23 protein-coding genes are annotated in these 21,064 nt (G+C 65.8%); 9 read left to right on the forward strand and 14 right to left on the reverse strand.

The window, feature by feature from the left end:
* Positions 1 to 16 precede the first annotated feature (16 nt).
* The 4 genes from LOK44_RS03750 to LOK44_RS03765 all read left to right on the forward strand — a co-directional run bounded on the left by LOK44_RS03750 (position 17) and on the right by LOK44_RS03765 (position 3,162).
* Positions 17 to 1,015: a sterol desaturase family protein gene (locus LOK44_RS03750; protein WP_237568701.1), complete on the forward strand. Its 999-nt coding sequence runs from the start codon at positions 17 to 19 to the stop codon at positions 1,013 to 1,015.
* A complete protein-coding gene (locus LOK44_RS03755) occupies positions 1,002 to 1,376 on the forward strand; it encodes an ArsR/SmtB family transcription factor (protein ID WP_237568702.1) in 375 nt (124 codons plus the stop codon). The genes LOK44_RS03750 and LOK44_RS03755 overlap by 14 nt, the downstream gene beginning before the upstream one ends.
* Entirely contained in the window at positions 1,373 to 2,026 is a 654-nt protein-coding gene (locus tag LOK44_RS03760) for a cation diffusion facilitator family transporter (RefSeq protein WP_237568703.1), read from the forward strand. The genes LOK44_RS03755 and LOK44_RS03760 overlap by 4 nt, the downstream gene beginning before the upstream one ends.
* Positions 2,027 to 2,346: 320 nt before the next feature.
* Positions 2,347 to 3,162, forward strand: a complete 816-nt coding sequence (locus LOK44_RS03765) for a hypothetical protein (RefSeq protein ID WP_237568704.1) — start codon at positions 2,347 to 2,349, stop codon at positions 3,160 to 3,162.
* A gap of 217 nt (positions 3,163 to 3,379) precedes the next feature.
* On the opposite strand, the gene LOK44_RS03770 is transcribed toward LOK44_RS03765, so the two are convergent.
* The 5 genes from LOK44_RS03770 to LOK44_RS03790 form a co-directional block, all read right to left on the reverse strand.
* Complete coding sequence (locus tag LOK44_RS03770; protein ID WP_237568705.1) at positions 3,380 to 5,548, reverse strand: heavy metal translocating P-type ATPase; 2,169 nt, start codon at positions 5,546 to 5,548, stop codon at positions 3,380 to 3,382.
* A 200-nt stretch (positions 5,549 to 5,748) separates the two neighbouring features.
* Positions 5,749 to 6,024, reverse strand: a complete 276-nt coding sequence (locus LOK44_RS03775; protein ID WP_237568706.1) for a YHS domain-containing protein — start codon at positions 6,022 to 6,024, stop codon at positions 5,749 to 5,751.
* A 25-nt stretch (positions 6,025 to 6,049) separates the two neighbouring features.
* Positions 6,050 to 8,311, reverse strand: coding sequence for a heavy metal translocating P-type ATPase (locus LOK44_RS03780; protein ID WP_237568707.1), 2,262 nt, complete (start codon positions 8,309 to 8,311; stop codon positions 6,050 to 6,052).
* A gap of 42 nt (positions 8,312 to 8,353) precedes the next feature.
* A complete protein-coding gene (locus LOK44_RS03785; RefSeq protein ID WP_237568708.1) occupies positions 8,354 to 9,325 on the reverse strand; it encodes a DUF8832 domain-containing protein in 972 nt (323 codons plus the stop codon).
* Positions 9,322 to 9,534, reverse strand: coding sequence for a heavy-metal-associated domain-containing protein (locus tag LOK44_RS03790; protein ID WP_237568709.1), 213 nt, complete (start codon positions 9,532 to 9,534; stop codon positions 9,322 to 9,324). Before LOK44_RS03790 ends, LOK44_RS03785 begins: the two co-directional genes overlap by 4 nt.
* A gap of 163 nt (positions 9,535 to 9,697) precedes the next feature.
* Here LOK44_RS03790 and LOK44_RS03795 point away from each other — a divergent pair, with 163 nt between their 5' ends.
* Positions 9,698 to 9,841 carry a hypothetical protein gene (locus LOK44_RS03795; RefSeq protein ID WP_237568710.1) on the forward strand — a complete coding sequence of 48 codons (144 nt, stop codon included), beginning with the start codon at positions 9,698 to 9,700 and terminating at the stop codon, positions 9,839 to 9,841.
* A gap of 337 nt (positions 9,842 to 10,178) precedes the next feature.
* On the opposite strand, the gene LOK44_RS03800 is transcribed toward LOK44_RS03795, so the two are convergent.
* Positions 10,179 to 10,967 (reverse strand): methyltransferase domain-containing protein, encoded by a 789-nt coding sequence (locus LOK44_RS03800; RefSeq protein WP_237568711.1) that lies wholly within the window; start codon positions 10,965 to 10,967, stop codon positions 10,179 to 10,181.
* A 61-nt stretch (positions 10,968 to 11,028) separates the two neighbouring features.
* On the reverse strand, positions 11,029 to 11,772 hold the full coding sequence (locus LOK44_RS03805) for a response regulator transcription factor (protein WP_237568712.1): 744 nt from the start codon (positions 11,770 to 11,772) through the stop codon (positions 11,029 to 11,031).
* A 372-nt stretch (positions 11,773 to 12,144) separates the two neighbouring features.
* Here LOK44_RS03805 and ripB point away from each other — a divergent pair, with 372 nt between their 5' ends.
* On the forward strand, positions 12,145 to 12,804 hold the full coding sequence (gene ripB / locus LOK44_RS03810; protein ID WP_237568961.1) for an NlpC/P60 family peptidoglycan endopeptidase RipB: 660 nt from the start codon (positions 12,145 to 12,147) through the stop codon (positions 12,802 to 12,804).
* 346 nt (positions 12,805 to 13,150) lie between these two features.
* On the opposite strand, the gene LOK44_RS03815 is transcribed toward ripB, so the two are convergent.
* The 5 genes from LOK44_RS03815 to LOK44_RS03835 form a co-directional block, all read right to left on the reverse strand.
* Complete coding sequence (locus LOK44_RS03815; RefSeq protein ID WP_237568713.1) at positions 13,151 to 13,615, reverse strand: hypothetical protein; 465 nt, start codon at positions 13,613 to 13,615, stop codon at positions 13,151 to 13,153.
* Between the two features lie 654 nt (positions 13,616 to 14,269).
* Positions 14,270 to 15,097 carry a M56 family metallopeptidase gene (locus LOK44_RS03820; protein WP_249782791.1) on the reverse strand — a complete coding sequence of 276 codons (828 nt, stop codon included), beginning with the start codon at positions 15,095 to 15,097 and terminating at the stop codon, positions 14,270 to 14,272.
* 107 nt (positions 15,098 to 15,204) lie between these two features.
* Complete coding sequence (locus LOK44_RS03825; protein ID WP_163924516.1) at positions 15,205 to 15,594, reverse strand: BlaI/MecI/CopY family transcriptional regulator; 390 nt, start codon at positions 15,592 to 15,594, stop codon at positions 15,205 to 15,207.
* 398 nt (positions 15,595 to 15,992) lie between these two features.
* Positions 15,993 to 16,148, reverse strand: coding sequence for a hypothetical protein (locus LOK44_RS03830; protein WP_237568714.1), 156 nt, complete (start codon positions 16,146 to 16,148; stop codon positions 15,993 to 15,995).
* 53 nt (positions 16,149 to 16,201) lie between these two features.
* Positions 16,202 to 16,435: a hypothetical protein gene (locus tag LOK44_RS03835; protein WP_237568715.1), complete on the reverse strand. Its 234-nt coding sequence runs from the start codon at positions 16,433 to 16,435 to the stop codon at positions 16,202 to 16,204.
* Positions 16,436 to 16,548: 113 nt separating this feature from the next.
* On the opposite strand from LOK44_RS03835, the gene LOK44_RS03840 reads away from it, so the two are divergent.
* On the forward strand, positions 16,549 to 17,301 hold the full coding sequence (locus LOK44_RS03840) for a response regulator (RefSeq protein WP_237568716.1): 753 nt from the start codon (positions 16,549 to 16,551) through the stop codon (positions 17,299 to 17,301).
* Positions 17,298 to 18,464, forward strand: a complete 1,167-nt coding sequence (locus tag LOK44_RS03845; RefSeq protein WP_237568717.1) for a sensor histidine kinase — start codon at positions 17,298 to 17,300, stop codon at positions 18,462 to 18,464. The genes LOK44_RS03840 and LOK44_RS03845 overlap by 4 nt, the downstream gene beginning before the upstream one ends.
* A 34-nt stretch (positions 18,465 to 18,498) precedes the next feature.
* Here the strand turns inward: LOK44_RS03845 and LOK44_RS03850 are convergent, their stop codons facing one another.
* Both LOK44_RS03850 and LOK44_RS03855 read right to left on the reverse strand, forming a co-directional pair.
* Positions 18,499 to 19,155, reverse strand: coding sequence for a DUF305 domain-containing protein (locus LOK44_RS03850; RefSeq protein WP_237568718.1), 657 nt, complete (start codon positions 19,153 to 19,155; stop codon positions 18,499 to 18,501).
* 179 nt (positions 19,156 to 19,334) lie between these two features.
* Complete coding sequence (locus LOK44_RS03855; protein ID WP_372481164.1) at positions 19,335 to 19,655, reverse strand: C40 family peptidase; 321 nt, start codon at positions 19,653 to 19,655, stop codon at positions 19,335 to 19,337.
* A gap of 248 nt (positions 19,656 to 19,903) precedes the next feature.
* Here LOK44_RS03855 and LOK44_RS03860 point away from each other — a divergent pair, with 248 nt between their 5' ends.
* Complete coding sequence (locus LOK44_RS03860; protein WP_372481185.1) at positions 19,904 to 21,046, forward strand: L,D-transpeptidase; 1,143 nt, start codon at positions 19,904 to 19,906, stop codon at positions 21,044 to 21,046.
* Positions 21,047 to 21,064 lie beyond the last annotated feature (18 nt).

The following is a 21,064-nucleotide window of genomic DNA, read 5'->3' on the forward strand; positions in this document are numbered from 1 at the left end:
CCGCGACGATCAGCACATGAGCACGACATCTTCCTCGACATCCACGACCACGGCCGCAGTTCAGGCAGTGGCCCGCTACGGCTACGTCCCGTTCATGCTGATCGGTCTCAACGGCGCGGGCATCGCGGTGGCCGCCGCCAGCGCCCCGAAGTACTGGCTGCTCGCGATTCTGGCGGTCGCGATCGCCACGGCGTTTCTGGTGGAGCGAATCATCCCGTATGACCCGGAATGGAATCACGACCGCGCCGACGGCACCCGCGACCGCATCCACGTCGCGGTCAACGAAACCCTCATCCTGGCCAGCGTCGCCGCAATCCCACTGCTCGCCGCCATCGTCCCCGCGCCTCAATTGTGGCCCCACAACTGGCCGTTCCTTACGCAGGTTCTCAGCGCCATCCTCGTCGCCGATTTCGGCATCACCGTCGTACACCTGGCCAGTCACAAGATCGGCGTGCTGTGGCGCTTCCACGCGGTGCACCACAGCATCACCCGCTTCTATGGCCTCAACGGCCTGATGAAACACCCCCTGCACCAAACCGTGGAAATGGCCGCCGGTGTCGCACCCCTGATACTCGTCGGTCTGCCCGTCGACGTCGCCTCCGCCCTGGCCCTAGCCGTGGCGATCCAGCTGTTGCTGCAGCACTCCAACGCCGACTACCGCATCGGCCCGGCCAAGTACGTCTTGGCCCTCAACGAAGGCCACCGCTTCCATCACCTCAAATGGGCCGGCATTGGTGACGTCAACTTCGGGCTGTTCACCCTTGTGTGGGACCACCTCATGCGCACCTTTTCCTACGACCCCGCCCGACGATTCGACTCCACCCAGCTGGGCATGGCCGCCAAACCCGACTACCCCAACGGCTATCTGCGTCAGATGATCCACCCGTTCACTCGTAGCGGCGGCTGCACCCTTAAACCCACCACGGCGGCGAACCACACCACGGACCTACCGGCACCCGACCCGGCCTCGAAGTATCGCTCTGACCGGTTATCATCGTTCGGTGACGATCAATAAGGCGGATCCCTGCCTCACCGGCACCACAGGAAATTCCCGTCTGAACGCCGCTGTAGCGCTGTTTCATAGCCTCTCGGACCCGGCCAGGCTGGCGATCGTGCGCCGCCTAGCCGACGGAGAGGCCCGCGTGGCCGACCTAACCGGAGCGCTGGGGTTGGCGCAATCCACCGTGTCGGCCCACATGGCGTGCCTGCGGGACTGCGGCCTGGTCACCGGTCGCCCGGAGGGTAGGCAGGTGTTCTACTCGCTGACGCGTCCCGAACTGCTCGAACTGCTGGCCTCAACAGAAACGCTGCTCGCCGCCACCGGCAACGCCGTCGCACTATGCCCGACCTACGGAACCTCCAGGAACGCCAAATGAGCATGCGGACACCCGAATTGACCGCCGCCGAAACCGACCGGCTCACCCGCCGCGGCCTGCGCCTGGCCCAGTTCACCGTCGGCTACAACGTCATCGAAGGCGCCGTCGCCATCACCGCTGGCCTGCTCGCAGGTCTCGTCTCGGTCGTAGGGTTCGGCATCGACTCCGGCATCGAATCCATCGCCGCCATACTCGTCGGACTGCGCCTGGCCGCTCGGCTGCGCGACGGCCACGCCGACGAACGCAAGGAACGCCTCGCCCTCAAGCTGGTCGCAAGCACCTTCTTTCTCCTGGCCGCTTACGTCACCATCGAAGGCATCCGCAGCCTCACCGACGGCGAAGAACCCGAACGCTCGTGGATCGCCATCGGGCTACTCGTCGCCTCCATCATCGTGATGCCTGTCCTGGCCGCGGCGAAGAAACGTGTCGGCCAACGACTCAACGACAACCTCATCCTCGCCGACGCCGCGGAGACGAAGATCTGTGTCCTCTTGAGCATCTCGACCCTGCTAGGAGTCGGGCTCTACGAACTGACTGGCGCAGCGTGGCTCGACCCAGTAGCCGGTTTCGTCATCGCCGCCTTCGCCATCTATGAGGGCAAAGAAGCTTGGGAAGGCGAACTCGTCGAGTCCGACGATGATGACGACTGACCTCGGGACAACCTCAGTCCTCGCCGCTCAATCCTCGAACCCACCAGCTGCGCAATGCGCTGCCGAGAACTCGACGGCCATAGCAAGACCCGCGTACCACCATGAAAGACGGTCGTCCACCGCAACAGTCAGCCAGCGCCTTTAGCTTCGGGGGCCATCTCGACTGCCGCGGACTCCTCGACCGGTTATGCGGCGTTCCGCGCGTGGCGCCGTCGCCACCGCCTGCGCGGTCCGTAGCAACGGTGACGGATGCATCTCGGTCGGGTCTAGATGTGGCGTCACTCAACAACTACCGGTGGTCGCGCTGCCATCCTGGTTCGGTGGCACCCAGGACAGCGAGGAAGACCGACAGCAGGCTGGCCGCTCGGCTCGCCGCGCTCGCCTCGATCGGCGCGTCAGTAATTCACTTCGCCGTCGTGCCGAACCACTGGCAGGAGTGGATGCCAGCAGGTGTCTTCTTCGCATCGCTCGCACTCTTCCAATTGCTCTGGGCGCGGCTCATTCTCTCTCGAACCACGATCCCTGTGCTTGCTGTTGGCATTGTGTTCAACATTGGAGCCATCGCTCTCTGGGCGTTGTCGAGGACCGCAGGAGCCCCGTTCGGCCCCAACGCGGGAGAAGCCGAATTGGTCCAAGCCGCGGACCTTTGCGCGCTTCTACTTCAAATTTACGTCGTGATGGGCGCCAGCTGGGTGTGGTACCGCGGCCTGCAGGGAGAGCCGATACCGATGTTCATCAGCGCATCAGTGCTCATGGGCGCGGTCGGTATCGTGGCGCTAGCGTCGACAGTGGGCGTTGCCTCAGGCCTGCGGCATGGCCACGACGCGTCAGCGAGCGCCGATGGTGGTCATCACGGGACAGCCCCGGGGGACGCGCAAAGCGAGCACCACGGGACCGCCCCCGACGATGCACATAGCGAACAACAAGCCATTGACGCTGAGTCTGAACAGTCCATCCAGCACGACTCCAGCGCTCAGCACGCCCATGACCCTGAGAGCAACCATGAGTCGGCCGTCCCGCCACCGGTGAACGAGCCCGCCAGCCAGTCGGCGCTGCCGCCGGCGCCGGCAGAAGCCCCGACTCCACCCGCAGTACCTGCACATGACGGCCAGGGCAATCATGATCACAGCGAGTGAAGAATCGAATCTCTGCGCTTGTTCGGGTCTCCGCACGACCGAACAGTTACCCGTTGATATCCGGTGAGCCATCTCGAAAGATGAACGTCCAGAGGGCACGTCGTCGGCCAAGCCGACCAGTCAACGTCTAGGGACGCTCATTGCCAACCTCCACCCCAACCGTGCACGCGGCCAACCATTCGCGGCGCACCACGAAATGGGTTCGCCGTCCCCGGTGCTAACGATCGAGAACCGAGCGCGTGCTGGCCTCAGGGCTCAGGTCGAGACGGCGTAACACTTGCGCATTGAGAGCCACGACGATCGTCGAGAAGGACATCAGAATCGCTCCGACTGACATCGGCAGCACGAACCCAATCGGGGCGAGCACACCCGCAGCCAATGGCACTGCGATGAGGTTGTAGCCGGCACCCCACCACAGGTTCTGCTTCATCTTCCGGTAGCTCGCCCGGGACAGCTCGATCACCGACAGCACCGATCGCGGGTCGGAACTGGCCAGGATTACACCGGCAGAGGCGATCGCTACGTCGGTACCCGCGCCGATCGCGATGCCAACGTCAGCCTGCGCCAACGCGGGGGCATCATTGACACCATCGCCGACCATGGCGACCTTCTTGCCCTCGTGCTGCAGAGCCGAGACCTTCGACGCCTTGTCCTCCGGGCGCACGCCGGCGAACACCCGATCGATGCCGAGTTCGCGGCCCACGGCTTGGGCGACCGCCTCGGCGTCACCGGTGATCATGACCACCTCGACGCCGAGTTCGTGCAGGGCAGCGACCGCTTCCCGCGATTCAGGCCGGATTTCGTCCGCCAGGCGCAGGCCGCCGAGCACAGCACCGTCGCGGACGACGTGCAAGATGATGGCGCCCTCCTCACGCCACGCGGTGGCGGTGTCGACTTCCCGTCCGCCGATCTCGTCGAGCAGGCGGGGGCCGCCCACCCGGATCTCGTGCCCGGCAACCGTGGCAGTCACACCGACCGCCGGCGAGGACGAAAAGCCGCTGGCGCGCGGCACAGTGAGTGCGCGCTCCTCGGCGGCTTTCACGATGGCCCGTGCCAAGGGGTGTTCACTGTCGGCCTCGGCGGCGGCGGCCAGGGCGAGCATGGTGTCGTGGTCGACGTCTCCGATGGCGTCGATCGCGGTGACGGTCGGTTCGCCCTTGGTCAGGGTGCCGGTTTTGTCGAAGAGCAGGGAATCGACGGTGCGCATGCCTTCTAGGGCGAGGCGGTCCTTGATCAGCACGCCTCCCCGCGCGGCTCGTTCGGTGGCGATGGACACCACCAGTGGTATCGCCAATCCCAGTGCATGGGGGCACGCGATGACGAGCACGGTGATCGCGCGGACGACTGAGGCGTCGGGATCTCCGACGATCGACCACGCCGCGGCGGTGATTGCGGCGGTCCCCAAGGCGAACCAGAACAGCCAGCCGGCCGCCCGGTCGGCGAGGCGCTGGGCTCGCGAGGACGAGTTCTGCGCCTCGGTGACCAGGCGCTGGATGCCCGCCAGCGCGGTATCGTCGCCCGTGGCGGTGATTTCGACCCGCAGCCCAGAATCGGTGGCGACAGTTCCGGCCGTCACCGCGTCCCCGAGACCACGGGCCACCGATCGCGATTCACCCGTCACCATCGACTCGTCGATGTCCGCGCGTCCGTCGACGATTCTGCCGTCGGCGGGGACGCTGCCGCCGGGTCGGACGACCACCAGATCCCCGACGTGCAGGTCGGCGGGTGAGACGGTGATGATGCGGTCGCCGTCGACTTTCTCGGCCTCGTCGGGAAGCAAGGCGGCCAGGGAGTCCAGTGCGGAGGTGGTTTGGGCGAGAGAACGCATCTCGACCCAGTGGCCGAGCAGCATAATCACGATCAGCAGCGCCAGTTCCCACCAGAACTCCAGTTCGTGGTGGAGCAGGCCCAGGCTCGCGCCCCAGGAGGCGAAGAATGCGACGGTGATGGCCAGCCCGATGAGCAGCATCATTCCCGGCTTGCGAGACCGGATTTCGCTGACGGCACCGGTGAGGAAAGGGCGACCACCGACGACGTACATGACCGTGCCGAGCAACGGCGCGATCCAGCGGGCGCCGGGAAAGCCGGGTACTTGGTAGCCGAGCAGCATTGCGAACATGGTCGAGAACACGATGACCGGGACGGCTATGATCACGTTGATCCAGAAGAGCCTCCGGAACACAGCGACGTGATCGCCGCCGTGGCCGGCATGGCCCCCGTGTCCAGCATGGCCGTCGTGGCCGGCATGGCCCCCGTGTCCAGCATGGCCGTCGTGGCCGGTGCTCGTTTGGTGTTCGGGGCGTCGTCCGTCTCCGCCGCGGTCTTCGTGGTCCGGGTGCGCGCCGCCGTGAGACGCCGCCACCGCGTGCTCGTCGTGATGTGTCATTTCGCTCCTTGGAAGACTCATGTGTCGGTTCGAACGTGTGAGTAGCGATCGGAGGTCCGACGCAACTGCGTCGAGATGCACCGCTGTCACGCGTCATGGCCGCCAGAGTCGATCAATCTGGACTCTTCAGTGCGTTTGGCGTCGTCGACCGGTCCTGCGGCGGCAGCGTCTGGAACACCATGGCGTCATGACGAGAGCGGTCACGCCGCGCTGGCGTACTTGTCGGGATCGCGGTCGAACCGCGGTCCACATCCTCTGCAGCACAACCAATACCGTTGACCGTGATAGTCGCGGAACAGGCCCGCGGCTTCGGCGGCCGCCTTGTTCACTGGCGTGCCGGGCATGACCGGGCATGTCGTCTCGTCGGATGCGGGTTCGAGGAGGTTCGTGGCCGCACGATTGATGACCGTCGTGCCGAGGTCTTGTGGTGATCCGCTGCAGCAGCAGCTCGACGTCAGGTTGTCGTTGTCGGACATGGGGTCTCCTTGATGCAGTAGGGGTTTAGTGGGCAGAGGCTGTGGATTTGAAGCCGCGCAGTCGGAGGCTGTTGCCCACGACGAAGACGCTGGAGAACGCCATTGCCGCGCCGGCGAGCATGGGGTTGAGCATGCCCAGGGCTGCGACCGGTATGGCGGCGACGTTGTAGGCGAACGCCCAGAACAGGTTCGTCTTGATCGTCGACAACGTTCTGCGGGATAGCCGGATTGCGTCGACGACGCTTCGCAGGTCGCCGCGCACCAGGGTGATGTCGGAGGCCTCGATCGCCACGTCAGTTCCGGTACCCATGGCCAAGCCGAGGTCGGCTTGGGCGAGGGCGGGCGCATCGTTGACGCCATCGCCGACCATCGCCACGGTCTTGCCCTCCGATTGGAGCCGGACAATGACGTCGACTTTGTGTTTCGGCATCACCTCGGCGATCACGGTGTCGATGCCGACCTCGGCGGCAATCTGCCTCGCAACGGCTTCGTTGTCACCGGTGAGCAGCACGGGGGTCAGGCCCATCTGGCGCATCTGTGAGATCGCCTGCGCGCTGGTGGGTTTTACGGTGTCTGCGACGAGGAGCACACCGCGAGCCTGACCGTCCCAGCCGGCGGCGACCACCGTCTTGCCCTGGGCTTCGGCCGCTTCTTTCGCCTGCACCAACTCCGGGCTCAGGTGTTGGGACCAGTCGGCGAGCAGTGATTGGCGTCCCACGACGACGGCGTGGCCGTCGACGATGCCCTGTACGCCCTTGCCTTCGACATTGGCGAAATCCTCGGGCGTGGGTAGCGTGCCGAGTTCTTGAGTCGCAGCGAGCGCGATGGCCTGGGCGATCGGGTGTTCCGATGCGTTCTCCAGTGCGCCGGCTAGCCGGAGCAGGTCTGCGCGTTCGGTTCCCGCGGCAGTGATCACCTCGACCAGGGTCATCTTGCCGGTGGTGACGGTGCCGGTCTTGTCCAGGACCACCGTGTCGACCTTGCGGGTGGACTCGAGCACCTCCGGTCCCTTGATCAAGACGCCCATTTGCGCGCCGCGACCGGTGCCGACCAGAAGTGCTGTCGGCGTGGCTAAACCGAGCGCGCACGGGCACGCGATCACGAGGACTGCGACGGCTGCGGTGAAGGCGGCCGCGACCGGAAAGCCTGCGCCCAGCCACGCGCCCAGTGTGATCACCGCGATCGCGAGGACGATCGGTACGAAGACTCCGGAGATGCGGTCTGCCAAGCGCTGGACTTCGGCTTTTCCGGTTTGGGCGTTCTCGACCAGTTGCGCCATCTGCGCCAACTGGGTATCTGAGCCGACGCGGGTGGCTCGCACCACCAGTCGCCCGCCGGCGTTGACGGTTGCACCGACCACGGAGTCACCTGGACCGACCTCTACGGGTACCGATTCGCCGGTCAGCATCGACGCGTCGACCGCCGATGTCCCCGATGTCACCATCCCGTCGGTGGCGATCTTCTCCCCCGGGCGCACGACGAACTCGTCGTCCACCGCCAGGTCCTCGACGGCGATCTTCGCTTCCGCGCCGTCGCGCAGCACGGACACCTCTTTGGCGCCCAGCTCTATTAAGGCGCGCAGCGCGGCGCCGGCCTGCCGTTTGGACCGTTTCTCGAAGTACCGTCCCGCGAGGATGAAGGTCGTTACACCTGCTGCGACTTCGAGGTAGATGTTGGCGGCGCCGTGAGACGGTGCCAGCGTCAGTTCGAAGGGGTGTTTCATTCCCGGGGTGCCGGCGGTGCCGAGGAACAGCGCGTACAGCGACCACAGGAACGCCGACAGGGTGCCCAGGGAGATGAGCGTGTCCATTGTTGCCGTGCCGTGTCGCAGGTTGGTCCAGGCGGCGCGGTGGAATGGCCACGCCGCCCAGACGATCACCGGCGCAGCGAGCGCCAGCGACGCCCACTGCCAGTAGGTGAACTGCGCTGCGGGGATCATCGCCATCGCGATGACCGGCACCGACAACAGCACCGAACCGACCAGCCGGTGGCGTAGCGACACCATCTCGGGGTCGTCGGTTTCGCCTGTTTCCCGGCTGGGGGCGGGCTTCTCCGGTGTCGGGAGCGCGGCGCTGTAGCCGGCGTTCTTCACCTCGGCGATCAGCAGCGCCGGATCGTATTTGTCAGGCACCGTGACGGTGGCCTTTTCTGTCGCGTAGTTGACCGTCGCGGCGACACCATCGATCTTGTTGAGCTTGCGCTCGATGCGGTTGGCGCAGGAGGCGCAGGTCATCCCGCTGATGCGCAATTCAACGCTCGGGCCGGACACTGGTGTCGATGTCGTCATACGTGGCACTGCCTTTCGATTCTCTGGGTCGGGCGGAAGTCGTCAGTGCCCGCCGGCATGGCCGGCGTCGCGCGAAGGCTCTGGCTCGGCCTGATCGGTATTTCCACGCGCGGCGTCCACGACGAACGTGGCGGTGTGCACGATGTCATCGACTTTGAAGTCGAGGTAGAGCAGGTAGCGACCGGCGGTGGGTGCGGTCGCCGCGAATGACACCGCAGGCCCGCCGGTGCGGCCCGCTACCGGCTCAACCCCCTCAGGGTGCACGTGCAGATAAGCCAGGTCTCCCTCACGTAACGCGACGAGGTGCCCATAGGCCCCCAGGTAGGGCTGCAAGGTCGTCACCGGGTCGCCGTCACGGGTGACCGTCGCAGTGAGCTGCTTCGAGACGCCCGCGCTGAGCGCACCGTCGAGTTCTACGGTGTACCCGGCGATTTCATCCATGGTGCGTGTGGCAGCCGGGTGCGACGGGGCGAAGTCGCCGGCCACCTCCACGGTGCGGGTGAGGGTGAGTTTCGTGCTGTCTGCTCGGGCAGGCTGAAAGTCGGCGAACACGCGGTAAGAGCCGGCAGCCTTCCACGTCCAGGGCGTCGACCACGTGCCCGCGGTATGGTCCAGGACCGGGTGTACGTGCGCGAAGTGCTGACCATCAGAACGGACGACGATGAGATGCAGCTGCTTGTCGTGCACGGTCGCGTAGTCGAGCAGCGGCTCGCCATCAGGATCGACAATGGCGAAGCTCAACGTTCCTCGATCACCTGGGGCGATGGGTGCCCGTACCGAGCTGAGCACGTAGCCATCTCGGGCTAGGGACAACCCTGGCGGACCGGCGGACGGAAGGGACACCGGCGACGCTTGCCCGGTGGTCGCGGCGCGACCACCAGGGCCATCCGCGCCGGGGTTCTGCGAAGCGGTCACCGCGGTGCCGGGAGCGACGGCCGCGGCTACGCCGTACGCAGCAGCAAATGCCATCACCAGCCCCGCACCGAAAGCGGCCAATCGACCTGCGGCGTTCATGCGACGCGCACCGCCGAATAGCCGGCCTCGTCGACGGCGTTGAGAACCTGCGCGTCATCGATGGGACCGGTGGACGTCACGATCAGCGTCCCCGTCGTGGCGCTAACCTCGACGTCTTCAACCCCGGGCACCCCGCTCACTTCCTCGCGCACCGACAGCTCGCAATGTCCGCAGGTCATACCCGTGACGGTGTACTCGATCGTGCTCATGTCCGGCTCCCATTCCATGGTATATACCCCTATGGGGTATCGATACCTCCTGAACGTATACCCCCCGAGGGTATAGCGCAAGGGTGGGGTTCACCGACCATCGAGGTGCCATGCGCGCGTCAATGCTCTTCGAGCTCTGAACCTTGGGAAGGGATGACCTACGATGCGGGCGCCTCACATGGGCAACGACGGCTGGCCGCTGATGGGCGAGGCGATCGGCAACGGCGAGCTGATCGTCGTGCTCCATGGCGGTGGGCCCGATCACCACAGCATGAAGCCACTTGCGGATCTGCTTTCGGGTCGGTAACGCGTTGCGCTACATGATATTCGAGGGCATGGCGCACCCGACGCATCTGATGATCGCAGTTGCGCGCAGGGAGGCAGCACGATTTGAACGTGGACCAAGGCAAGCGGCAACGTGCGCGTGGTGAAGCCAGCTTGCCGTTTACCCTTGCAGCGCAAACGCGTTGCCAGGCAGACGGTTCGAAGGGGCTGCGAGACCTGCACATGCCACACCGTGTTCGGCACACATCGACCACGACGCTTGGTACGTAGCGTTCGACGCCGCGTGCCGCGACGTTCGGCGGTGCCGTTTCTCCGCGCTGACCGGTACACGGCCGACCGCGCGCGACCGGGCGCACCCGCTACTGCGGTTCCATCCCGTTGGCCGGTTTAATCAAGGCGTAGTAGGCGTATCGGCTGTCGAGGCGGTTGCGCGGAACGAGAGTGGCTAGCTGCGGCTCGAGGCCGCACTCGCCGGCGAGTGTCCAGAACCCCTCGATCGTGAACGTAGTATTGAGCGCCAAGTTGCGAGCGTAGGCCAAGCCGATCCGTCCGCGGGTGTGGCCGTCGCTGGTGTGATATTTCACCTGCACGAGGGCCATTCCGCCCGGTCGAAGCACGCGTTGGGCGATGCGGAGGATGGTGCGCACGGCGTCGACTCCGGTGGTCAACTCGATGACGTAGAGGCATAGGAACAGGTCGCACGCGTGGCGCAGGCCGTCGGCGGCTGCGTTGGGGTCGGCGAGATCGATGAGCAGGGTGTCCACCAGGGTGTTGCAGACGGCCTGCACTTGGCGGGAGCACTCGGCAAGGTTGTCCGGCGAAACGTCGGCGGCGATGAAGCGCTCGACATGCGGCGCGAAGGCCACGGCGTTGGCTCCCCCACCCGCCCCCCACTCGATGATCGTTGTCGCAGTGTCGACCTCTAGTGCGCGAGCGAACCGCTGATAGATCTCCCAGTGGTCCCTACCGACCTCCGCGAAGGCCTCGTCACCGATTCCGTTTCGCCAGTGCGAATTCGAGTTCCACGACTGGTCGCCATCGGAGGCGGACCAGTATCGGGCCGCTTGTCTCTTGATACGGGCGTCGTGTCGTCCTGGCATGAGCAGCCGGACGGCGGCCACGATGATCTCTTCGCCGCGCGCGGGCATGCTCAACCCCGTCGGCTGGTGACGGCACTGGCTGTCGCGCGCGGGCGGCGCGGTCGCGCGGTCACGCGGCCGGCGGCGCGGCCAGGCAGTATCCGACGCCGCGCACGCTCAGCACCAGGGCCGGTTCTTCGGAATCGTCTCCGAGTCGGCGGCGCAGCGCAGCGATGTGCACGCTGATCCGTTCGGTGTTTGCGCTCGACCGCGATCCCCAGACCGCCTCCATCAGATCCCGGCGGGTGACCACGGCACCGCGCCGCCTGGCCAGCTCGACCAAGATGTCGAACTGGGTACGAGTCAGCCCGATCCGCTCGTCTGCGATTCGCACCTCCCGTCGACCAACGTCGATCGACAACGGTCCGTACGAATATCGCCGTGGCATGGGGTCGCCGCCTTCTGCAAGCGCTTCGTTGGCCTGCCATCTCCGCAGCGCGGCCCGCACCCGCGCCGCAAGCTCGCGGCTACTGCGCGGACCGGTGAGGACGTCGTCAGCGCCGGCCCGCAAGCCGGCCACGACGACATTCTCGTTAGCCGCGCTCGAGCACATCGTGACGTGGGAATCGCAGACGCCGCGTATTTCTCGGCACACCTGCATCACCGAACCACCCAGGAGATCCACGTCGAGCGCGACGAACCCCGGCTGCAGCCGCTGGGCGGCGCCCACCGCCTCATCACCGCCGTCGGCCACCACCAAGGAGACCTCATCGGTGCGGAAATGGTCGGCGACCGCCTCGATCCACCTGAGGTGGTCACCGACGATCAACATCGTCGCCGGGACCGGTTCCGTCGCCATCAAGCCGTCACGCATTAGGAAATACTGCACTACTACGTAGAACAGTACTGACTCTTGACAGCGGCGTGTCGAATTCGCCCCCTTCCGTGAAGCCGATACACACAGCCGCGAAAGGCATAGCGCGCCCGAACTTTCGCGCGCCGCGCCGTGGCCAGCGAATTGTTACGCAAGCGAGACTTGAGGCGCAAGTCACCTCACGTGACCGGTGTTAACGTTTGGTCTGAACGTGTTACCTACGTACTGCCCTGCTACGTAGACGGTTGGCGGTCGGTCGGCAAGCATCCGGTGATCGACGCGGGATCTACCCATGCGCTGCGCCGGCCGACGACCGAGAAGGCGAGGACCGTGTCCACGAAGCTCCACCGGCGCCTGAAGGCGCTGAGCTGTATGGCCATCGTCGCGCTGGCAGTGACCCTAGCCGCGCCCGCGGCCGCGCAACCGGGCGACGGAACCTTGGATCCAAGCCTTCCACAGGTTGTCAGTGCTGGCGCACCCGGCGACCCTCTCGCCATCGCCAATGCCTCACTTCGCGCCACCGCCATGGCTACCGAGACCACGATGAACCTCGGCCGCAACTTCCTGCGCACTTTGGGTTTCGGGGGCGCCGAACCCAGCGCCGCTCCGCTCGCGTCAGGCCGTGTGTCGGGCAGTCAGGCGATCGAGTACGTCATTCGCCGTGCAGGCACACAGCTCGGGGTGCCTTATTCATGGGGCGGCGGCAGCGTGACCGGACCTAGCCGCGGCATCGACCAGGGCGCTGGCACAGTTGGTTTCGACTGTTCAGGACTGACTCGTTTCGCCTTCGCTGGTGTTGGCATTCTGCTACCCCGCTGGTCCGGTGACCAGTACAACGCTGGCCGCAAGGTCCCTCCGTCGCAGGCCCGCCGAGGCGACCTGTTGTTCTGGGGCCCCGGAGGCAGTCAGCACGAGGCGCTCTATTTGGGTAACGGCCAAATGCTGGAGGCCCAACAGACGGGTGTTCCGATCAAGATCTCACCGGTGCGCAAGGCCGGAATGACGCCTTACGTCACGCGCATCATCGAGTGACGCGCCCGTACAGCATCCGCATCTGCCCATCATTGCCAGTCGGGCAGGCATGCGGCCCCGGGCCTGGACCCGAGCCCGGACCGGAATGTCGGTCATGGTGTTGTTCGGCGCCGGGATGGGCAGGCTCGGAACGCGGACGTTGTCGACGTCATCGATATTCACGGCCGAACACCGCTGCCCAACCGCCGCAGCTACACCCGGCTAGTGCAACCCGAGCGGAAGCTGACCGGGATGGATCGGTGGCACGGCGCTATGGTCGCTTAGGCGTGGTGAATACCCGGGGTGGTGACGCAGCTGCCGCACCGTGCTGGAGCGGCTCGGCGCTACTGCGCCCAGGCGTGTTGGCCTAGGCCGAATCGATCGGCACCACCGATGCACACGCCCACCATGCGTTCAGGTGATTGCCGCAACATCGGCTTTGTTGGTGCTCGATGGGCACGGCGCCCGACACGTCGGAACGAACCTGGTCGTGCCCGCCGACGCGCCACACCAGATCGCGGTCGGCGCCCAGGAGGCCACGGGTGTGTCTGGACCCGGCCTCCGCGCCGGGCCGGGCCGCGCATTCGCAAGCCGTCCGCTCCGGATGGACGGTCACCCCCGGTGGCCTAGTTTGACGAGACGACGAGCGGTGGCCGCGGTCGTCGACGAGCTGATCACAAGCCTGGCACCCACCCCTGTCCTTCGAGACAGAGACGCAGTGCGCCATCCCGCCGTCGATGACGCATGCGTCTGTTGCCTGACCTCGTGGCGGCTGGCGGGTCAGCGGAGCCAAATCCGCTGCATTGGTGGGGATCTCGGCGAGCCGGTTCACCTACCTATTAGCAGGTCGGCATCCCGTTGCGGCGCTACGCGTTTGGACGCGACTGCGGACCGCAATCACCCTGGTCCAGGGCGGAGACGACCTCACTGGCGCGGGCCCAAAGATCGTGGTCGGTCTGTGATCGGTTTTGACACACGCTGTGCGGCCAGGTCTCGACATCTACTGAGTAACCTAGTAGAAGTACTGGGGAGCAGCGGATTTCGTCGGCAGCCGCTACGCATCCAGCCACTGCTCATAGACCTGAGAAGGAGATCGATGTTCGCTGCGACGCCCATCTTCGACGCTTTGGCCGAAAAATTGCTGGGTCGGGAAACTGACTTCGTACCGCAATGGCTGACCGTTCGTCGTAACGGGTACAGCGAGTCACCGCCGAATGGGTGGGCCCGCCATCAACTCCCCCGGTCAGCTTTGCATTCATCCGACGTCCCCGGCGGTGCGCGCCGCATGTCTAGCACCGACTGAAGCTTCCTTGTCCGCTTGGGGATGCGCCCGTACGTGGTCCCTGGTCTGCCACCCCCTTCCCCGCGGCGTGAAGCCAAGTCGTGGGGAGTTTGGCGCAGTGGTGTTCGTTTCGAACTCGGTCAACCTCGCAATGGCAGGACCGACCTCCTACGGCGGCCTTACGTGACGGCTGCGCCGACTGGCTCAACTGCAGACGAGCACACCGGAAGCGGCCAGCGTCAGACCCGCCAATGGCGCCAGCGCGATGAGGCCCGCCGCGCCGGCCAGCGCAGCCTCCCTGCCCCGCAAGCGGTTTACTGGCGGCAGGGTCAATCGCTCGACGCGACTCACCACGGCGACATCGGCGGCACCCAACGCCGTCGCTGGCGCCGCGCCAGCCAGCGCGAGCAGCCCACGCAACACGGTGTGGCGGCCGAACCGTCGGGCCGCGGCATCATCGGCGCACATCTCCAGCAACCGCGTCACCTCCAGGGCGCCGTCTCGCATCAGCGCCAGCCGCGGCAGCACCGACGCCACCGCGCGCACGAAGATGGTTACCTCGAGGTGGCGTCCGCGTACGTGGGCCCACTCATGGGCGAGCACCGCCTTCATCTCGTCTCCGTCGAGGGCGGCGACGGCGGCGCTGGTCATCACGATCGTTGACGGCTTGCCGGCTACGCAGTAGGCGGCGCGGACATCGGCGTTGACCACGAAAGTGCGGTGGTCGAGGATGGGACGGCCCACCAGCCGGATGCCGTGGGCGTGGCCGTGGGCAAGCGTCCGCAACCGCGTCACGGCGCACACCAGTCGGACGGAGACAACCAAGACCGCCCCGACCACCGCGCCGGCGCTAAGCAGCAGCACCGCCCGTGGTGCGCCACCAGACTGGCCAGCGAGCAGCCGACATACGAACTCGATGCATGAGTCGATGAAGGTGTGCCGCTGGCTCCCGTGCGCGACCTCATCGACAACGATCAACACTGCCGAAACTAGCCAGGTCGCAAGCACGCTGACGATTGCGATCAACCACATCGCTACACCCAGCCGGGGGACGCGTCCCGCCCTGGTGAGCGCCCGCAGCACCGGCGGACCACCTAGGAGAATCGCCGCGCTATACAGCAGCAGGCAAGCGGCCAGGCTCACTGGCGCTTGGCATTGGTGGCGCGTTTCGACACGCGGCGCAGTGCCGAACGCAGCCTCTCGGACTCCTCCGGTCCGATCTGTTCGATGAAATGGTTCAGCACCAGTTCGGAGCGACCTCCCCCGTCAAGCGCCTCGCGCATCAAACGGGCGGTGTGCTCCTCGCGGGTCATCACCGCCCAATAGCGGTATGCGCGACCGTCGCGTTCGCGGTCGAGCCAGCCTTTGGTGTGGAGATTGTCCATCGTGGACATCACCGTGGTGTAGGCAATCTGCCGCTGCTGTGCCATTTCCTCGAATATCTCGCGCACCGTCACGGTGTAGGGATCGTGGTCCCACATGCGATCCATCACTGCGGCCTCCAGCTCGCCGAAACCCCGAACCCTCACCGCACAACCTCCACGTCGTTGCTGGGCAGCCTACCTCGCGGCCCTGTCAATACCGCGGACGCGCAGTGGTCACCGCGCGTTCCCATGGCGGGCTCGGTTGCACTTCCTCTGTACGCAGGTTCTCCGTCAGTCATCGGGTGACCCCGAAGGCACGGCGATGATGCCGGGGATCGCCGTCGCTCACGACGAGTGCGGGCCGCCCGCGGCCCCACACGGCCGTCGGGAAGCGCCTCGTCCCGTTTGGTCTCAATTGGCCAAGTCGGCGATGCCGCGGCAGGATCGGACAATTCCCTCTGGTTCGGTCGACGTATGCGGAGTATCGGGAAGGCGATTCTCTCCCCTAAGACCGACAGGCCGCCGTGGTACTCAGCCAGCTGTGCACGACGCCAGCACACTCATCAACAGGTAGCACCGATGTCGCCGCCCACGTCGCGCAGCTTTACCAAGGCACCCGGGGTCATGCGCACGAAGATGGAGTTGGCCAGCTGCTCACTCGGCACGCCGGCGGCCGCGGCGACGCCCGCAGACACGGCCAAGCCGATCCCCCGTCGCATGCACGGCCTTACCGCAGGTGGCGGTGAAGAACCACCGGGCCAAACGGGTCCCTTCAGATACGACGTGAGCCGCGCATCGTCGGTTCGTCCGCCGCCACCGAGCTGGTGTCGGCCGCGCGGGTCACCCGTGGTGCGCGGGCGCGCTCGGGGCCGGGCAACAGCGCCGCGGTGGCCACGATGGCCGTCATCCAACACGCGATGAGAACGCCGACAAGTAGTGGCCAGTCATGCCAATCACCGCCCATCACCGGATGCGTCATCAGGTCGGCAGCCGTCACCGTGCTCATCTCGCCCTCCTCAGTCACCACGGTGTGTCCTGCGGGCTGCGATACAGGTGTTGGTCGTGTGAAGATTCGTTGAAGATGACGCTTGGCGACGTCTGTGCGCCGGACCCGGCACCATGAACGTCATGAGTGATCCCGCATTGCGCACCGACGACCGTTCGCCCGAGTTCCGGGCGTTGGTGGTCGACGATGAAACCGCGTTGGCCGAAATCGTGGCCAGCTACCTGATTCGGGAACGTTTCGACACGCGGGTCGCTCATGACGGCGCCGCCGCCGTTGCTCTGGCGCGTGACCATGACCCCGATGTCGTGATCTTGGATTTGGGTCTGCCCGGCATGGACGGGTTGGAAGTTTGCCGTCAACTCCGGACGTTCTCTGACGCCTACGTCGTGATACTCACCGCGCGCGACACCGAGCTGGACACCATCGTCGGACTCAGCGTGGGAGCCGACGACTACGTGACCAAGCCGTTTAGCTCGGGTGAGCTGGTCGCGCGGATACGGGCTATGTTGCGCCGCCCTCGCTCGGTACCTGGCGCCGCGGCCGCTGCTCCGGACGCCCCGGCGCCCCTGGTCCTGGGGCCGCTGCGCATCGATCTGGCGGCCCGCGAGGTGTCCCTCGACGGCCAGTCGATCCCCTTGACGCGCACCGAATTCGACCTGCTGGCCGCGCTGTCCGGGCGGCCCGGCATGGTGATGAGCCGACGCCAGCTGCTCGAAATCGTGCGCGACGGCCCGTGGGTAGGCAACGACCACCTCGTCGACGTCCACGTCGGGCACGTGCGCCGCAAACTGGGAGACGACCCCACAAACCCTCGATACATCATCACCGTGCGCGGCGTCGGATACCGGATCGGCAGTCTCCGATGATCATCTCGGCACTGCGCCGCCGACCCGGCCTGGGCATGCGGCTGCTCATCGCGCAGACCCTGGTCCTGCTCGCTGGGGCGATCACCACCTGGGTGGTCGCCGCCCTCGTCGGACCACCCCTATTTCGAGAGCACTTGCGTCAAGCGGGGGTATCGGCAGGTTCGGCCGAGCAGCTGCACGCCGAGGAGGCTTATCTGTATGCCACCGTGTTCTCCGTGGGGGGCGCGGTCGCGGTCTCAGCGCTAACCGCGTTCGCGGTCTCGCTCTACGTCAGCCGCCGCCTGCAGCGGTCGGTCACCGAGGTGGCGGCCGCAGCCAGCGCCGTCTCCGAGGGCCGGTACGAGGTCCGGGTGGCCCCACAGAACCTCGGTGAGGAGTTCGACGCGCTCTCGGCGGCCTTCAACCGGATGGCCGCCCAGCTCCAGGCCATCGACACCACGCGCCGCCAGCTCTTCGGCGACCTCGCCCACGAAATCCGCACACCGGTGGCCGTGCTCGAGGCATGGTTGGAAGCCGTCGAAGACGGTGTTCGGCCGCTGACTCCCGACACCATTGCGTTGATGCGCGATCAGTCGCGCCGCCTGGTCCGGTTTTCCGGAGACCTCGGCGCGCTGGCTCAGGCGGAGGAAAGTTCAGCCACGATGTCCTTCACCGACATTGACGTCGCCGACGTGATCACGACGACGGCTGCCGCCGTGGCCGACCGGTATCACGCCAAGGGCGTGGCGCTGTCGACGCACCTAGCAGCAAGCAGACATCATCTGTGGGGAGACCCGCAGCGGCTGAGCCAAGTGGTGACCAACGTCCTCGACAACGCGCTACGGCACACCTCCGCACATGGCCGGGTGGACGTCAGCACTGACACGGAGGGCGACCAGCTCGTCATTCGCATCGCCGACAACGGCGACGGTATTGCCGCGCCGCATCTATCGCTTATCTTCGATCGCCTCTACCGCGCTGATGCCGCCCGCACCCGTGACCACGGCGGTTCGGGCCTGGGGTTGGCCATCGCCAAGGCTCTCGTCGAAGCACACGGTGGGCGCATCGGCGCCGCCAGCGGCGGCGTCGGCGGCGGCGCGATAATCACGATCTATCTACCGCTGCCGACGAACCCGCCGCCACTGGGCACCTCAGACGTCGCCCACCCGCCGCCCACCGCCTGAACTCCGAGACGATCGGCCGAACCAGGGCGCCGTCTCACATCGAGGCCAGCATCGACTCCATGGAGTCGATCTCCTGCTGCTGGGACGCGATGATGGTGCGCGCCATCTCGGTTGCCGCTGGGAACTGGCCGCTGTCGACCTCGGTTCGAGCCATGGCGATGGCTCCCTTGTGGTGTTCGATCATCTGAGTCAGGAAGAGCTTGCTCGCTGCGGCGCCCTGGGCGTTCTGCAGTGCTGCCATGTCCTGCTCGGACATCATGCCGCCGCCACCCATGCTGCTCATGTCGTGACCGGGCATCTCCGACATGTCCGGCATGTCAGAACTGGGCGCCGGCACCTTCCAATCGGACAGCCAACCTCGCATCGTCTCGATCTCGGGCCCTTGCGCTGCCTTGATTTCGTTGGCCAACGTCATGACCGCAGGATCGATGCCCTGCTTGCCCAGCAGCATGTCACTCATCTCGACTGCCTGCTGATGGTGCGGGATCATGCCCTGCGCGAAGGTCACGTCGGCGTCATTGTGCGCCTGCTCGGTCTGGCCGCCCGTCGTCGCGGGGGCCGCAGCCGCCGACGTCTGCGAGCTGCTCGTCGCCGACATGTCTTGGTCCGCAGGGGTACTGCTACAGGCGCCCACCGTCAGCGTGGCCGCCACGGCACTGACAACCAGCATTCCGACCCGTGTCACGTCCATCATCCAAATCCTCCACCATCGTTTATCTGCCAAAGGTCCGACTTTTGCTCGCCGACCTCGTTCGACCGACCAGCGCGAGCGGATCGGGACACCCAGCTTGACCGCCCCGCCTAAGGGTGACCGCGACGTTCGATGAAGAAACGGTAAAGACGATCGTCTAGGTCCCGACGTTGCGCCGGTCAGTAACGCCTGGCGTTGTAGAACGGCGACGACGAGATCGGCGCCACCTTCACCGGTGTGCCGAAGGTCGAGGCGTGCACCATCATCCCGTCGCCGATGTAGATGCCGGCATGAGACACGTCGGAGTAGAACGTGACGATGTCGCCCGGCTGCAAGTCGGCTTCGGTGACCGGCTGTCCACCCACGGCCAGAGCTTGACCAAGCGCGGCAACTTGCGGCAGCTGTGATCCCTTCATGCGGCTGGCAGTCTCGATAGAGACGACCCACTGGACGGACAACTCGTCGATCAACTGCTGCGGCGAACTCGCGGTCAACACCACAGACGAGCCAACGGGCAGCGAACCGTCTTTACCGAATCTTCACGGAAGAGCCAAACCAACCATAAGCGCCCACGTGACACTGAAGGTCGCAGCAACGGCGCCGCGCAGGCAGTCCGTACCTTCGAAGGGGTGGTTTCGTGCCAACCGACCACACGTCACCGTCCGCACGTCTCAGTCGCAGATTCGCACCACGACGGCGCCGGCGTTTCGCTGCGGCGATCGCCGTGCTCGTGGCCTCGACACTCGCCGTGGTGGCGTGCGCGAATCCAGCGACCACCACGACGGCAGAGGCGCCAGCTTCGATCGCCCAGAAGGGCGAACCCTACGCGGACCTGCTCGAGCCGTGGTTGCAATCCTCGGTAACGGACGGCGCGGTCGGGGTGCCCGTCGACGCACCGGTGACCGTAAAGGCCGGTGACGGCGTGCTCGGCGCCGTGAAAATGGTCAATGCGCAAGGCGAGACCGTGGCCGGTCAGGTTGGCTCGGACGGCGTGACGTGGTCCACCGCGGAACCCCTGGGTTACAACAAGCGATACACGTTGACCGCCGAGGCACTCGGGATCGCCGACGCGATCACTCAGCAGATGACGTTCCAGACTCAGTCGCCAAAGAACCTGACGATGCCCTACGTGATGCCGAACGATGGCGACGTGGTAGGCGTGGGCCAGCCGGTAGCCATCCGCTTCGACGAAGACATCACCGACCGAACGGCTGCACAACAGGCCATCAAGGTCACCACGAGCCCCCGCGTCGAGGCAGCGTTCTACTGGCTAAGTGATCGCGAAGTCCGTTGGCGCCCAGCGGAATATTGGACACCCGGCACGACCGTCGAAGTTGCGGTGAACACCTACGGTGTAGACCTTGGCGAGGGACTGTTCGGACAAGACAACATCCTCACCCGCTTTACCGTCGGCGATCAGGTCATCGCCACCGCCGACGACGCCACCAAGACATTGACGGTGCGACGAAACGGCGAGGTAGTCCGGACCATGCCGATGTCCATGGGAAAGAACAGCACCCCTACCGACAACGGCGCCTACATCATCGGCGATAGATACGCCAACCTCGTCATGGACTCATCGACCTACGGCGTCCCCGTCAACTCACCCAACGGCTACCGCCTCGACGTGGATTGGGCTACCCAGATGTCCTACAGCGGCATCTACGTCCACTCCGCCCCCTGGTCGGTGAGCAGCCAAGGCAAGACCAACGTCAGCCACGGCTGCCTCAACGTCAGTCCAGAAAACGCAAAGTGGTTCTACGACAACATTAAACGTGGTGACATCGTTGAAGTAGTCAACACGGTGGGGTCGACCCTCTCGGGCGTCGACGGCCTCGGCGACTGGAATGTTCCCTGGGAACAATGGCGGACCGGCAACACCACCGTCTAACGACCGCGGCCATCGGCG

The organism is Mycolicibacterium lacusdiani, assembly GCF_021916785.1.
Taxonomy (GTDB): domain Bacteria; phylum Actinomycetota; class Actinomycetes; order Mycobacteriales; family Mycobacteriaceae; genus Mycobacterium; species Mycobacterium lacusdiani.

What these genes read in the sequence shown, in the direction of transcription:
- LOK44_RS03750 (WP_237568701.1), top strand. Translation starts at nt 17, where the DNA reads ATGAGCACGACATCTTCCTCGACATCCACGACCACGGCCGCAGTTCAG.
- LOK44_RS03760 (WP_237568703.1), top strand. Translation starts at nt 1,373, where the DNA reads ATGAGCATGCGGACACCCGAATTGACCGCCGCCGAAACCGACCGGCTC.
- LOK44_RS03770 (WP_237568705.1), bottom strand. Translation starts at nt 5,548, where the DNA reads ATGACACATCACGACGAGCACGCGGTGGCGGCGTCTCACGGCGGCGCG.
- LOK44_RS03775 (WP_237568706.1), bottom strand. Translation starts at nt 6,024, where the DNA reads ATGTCCGACAACGACAACCTGACGTCGAGCTGCTGCTGCAGCGGATCA.
- LOK44_RS03780 (WP_237568707.1), bottom strand. Translation starts at nt 8,311, where the DNA reads ATGACGACATCGACACCAGTGTCCGGCCCGAGCGTTGAATTGCGCATC.
- LOK44_RS03785 (WP_237568708.1), bottom strand. Translation starts at nt 9,325, where the DNA reads ATGAACGCCGCAGGTCGATTGGCCGCTTTCGGTGCGGGGCTGGTGATG.
- LOK44_RS03790 (WP_237568709.1), bottom strand. Translation starts at nt 9,534, where the DNA reads ATGAGCACGATCGAGTACACCGTCACGGGTATGACCTGCGGACATTGC.
- LOK44_RS03795 (WP_237568710.1), top strand. Translation starts at nt 9,698, where the DNA reads ATGCGGGCGCCTCACATGGGCAACGACGGCTGGCCGCTGATGGGCGAG.
- LOK44_RS03800 (WP_237568711.1), bottom strand. Translation starts at nt 10,967, where the DNA reads ATGCCCGCGCGCGGCGAAGAGATCATCGTGGCCGCCGTCCGGCTGCTC.
- LOK44_RS03805 (WP_237568712.1), bottom strand. Translation starts at nt 11,772, where the DNA reads ATGCGTGACGGCTTGATGGCGACGGAACCGGTCCCGGCGACGATGTTG.
- ripB (WP_237568961.1), top strand. Translation starts at nt 12,145, where the DNA reads ATGGCCATCGTCGCGCTGGCAGTGACCCTAGCCGCGCCCGCGGCCGCG.
- LOK44_RS03820 (WP_249782791.1), bottom strand. Translation starts at nt 15,097, where the DNA reads ATGTGGTTGATCGCAATCGTCAGCGTGCTTGCGACCTGGCTAGTTTCG.
- LOK44_RS03830 (WP_237568714.1), bottom strand. Translation starts at nt 16,148, where the DNA reads ATGCGACGGGGGATCGGCTTGGCCGTGTCTGCGGGCGTCGCCGCGGCC.
- LOK44_RS03835 (WP_237568715.1), bottom strand. Translation starts at nt 16,435, where the DNA reads ATGAGCACGGTGACGGCTGCCGACCTGATGACGCATCCGGTGATGGGC.
- LOK44_RS03840 (WP_237568716.1), top strand. Translation starts at nt 16,549, where the DNA reads ATGAACGTCATGAGTGATCCCGCATTGCGCACCGACGACCGTTCGCCC.
- LOK44_RS03845 (WP_237568717.1), top strand. Translation starts at nt 17,298, where the DNA reads ATGATCATCTCGGCACTGCGCCGCCGACCCGGCCTGGGCATGCGGCTG.
- LOK44_RS03850 (WP_237568718.1), bottom strand. Translation starts at nt 19,155, where the DNA reads ATGGACGTGACACGGGTCGGAATGCTGGTTGTCAGTGCCGTGGCGGCC.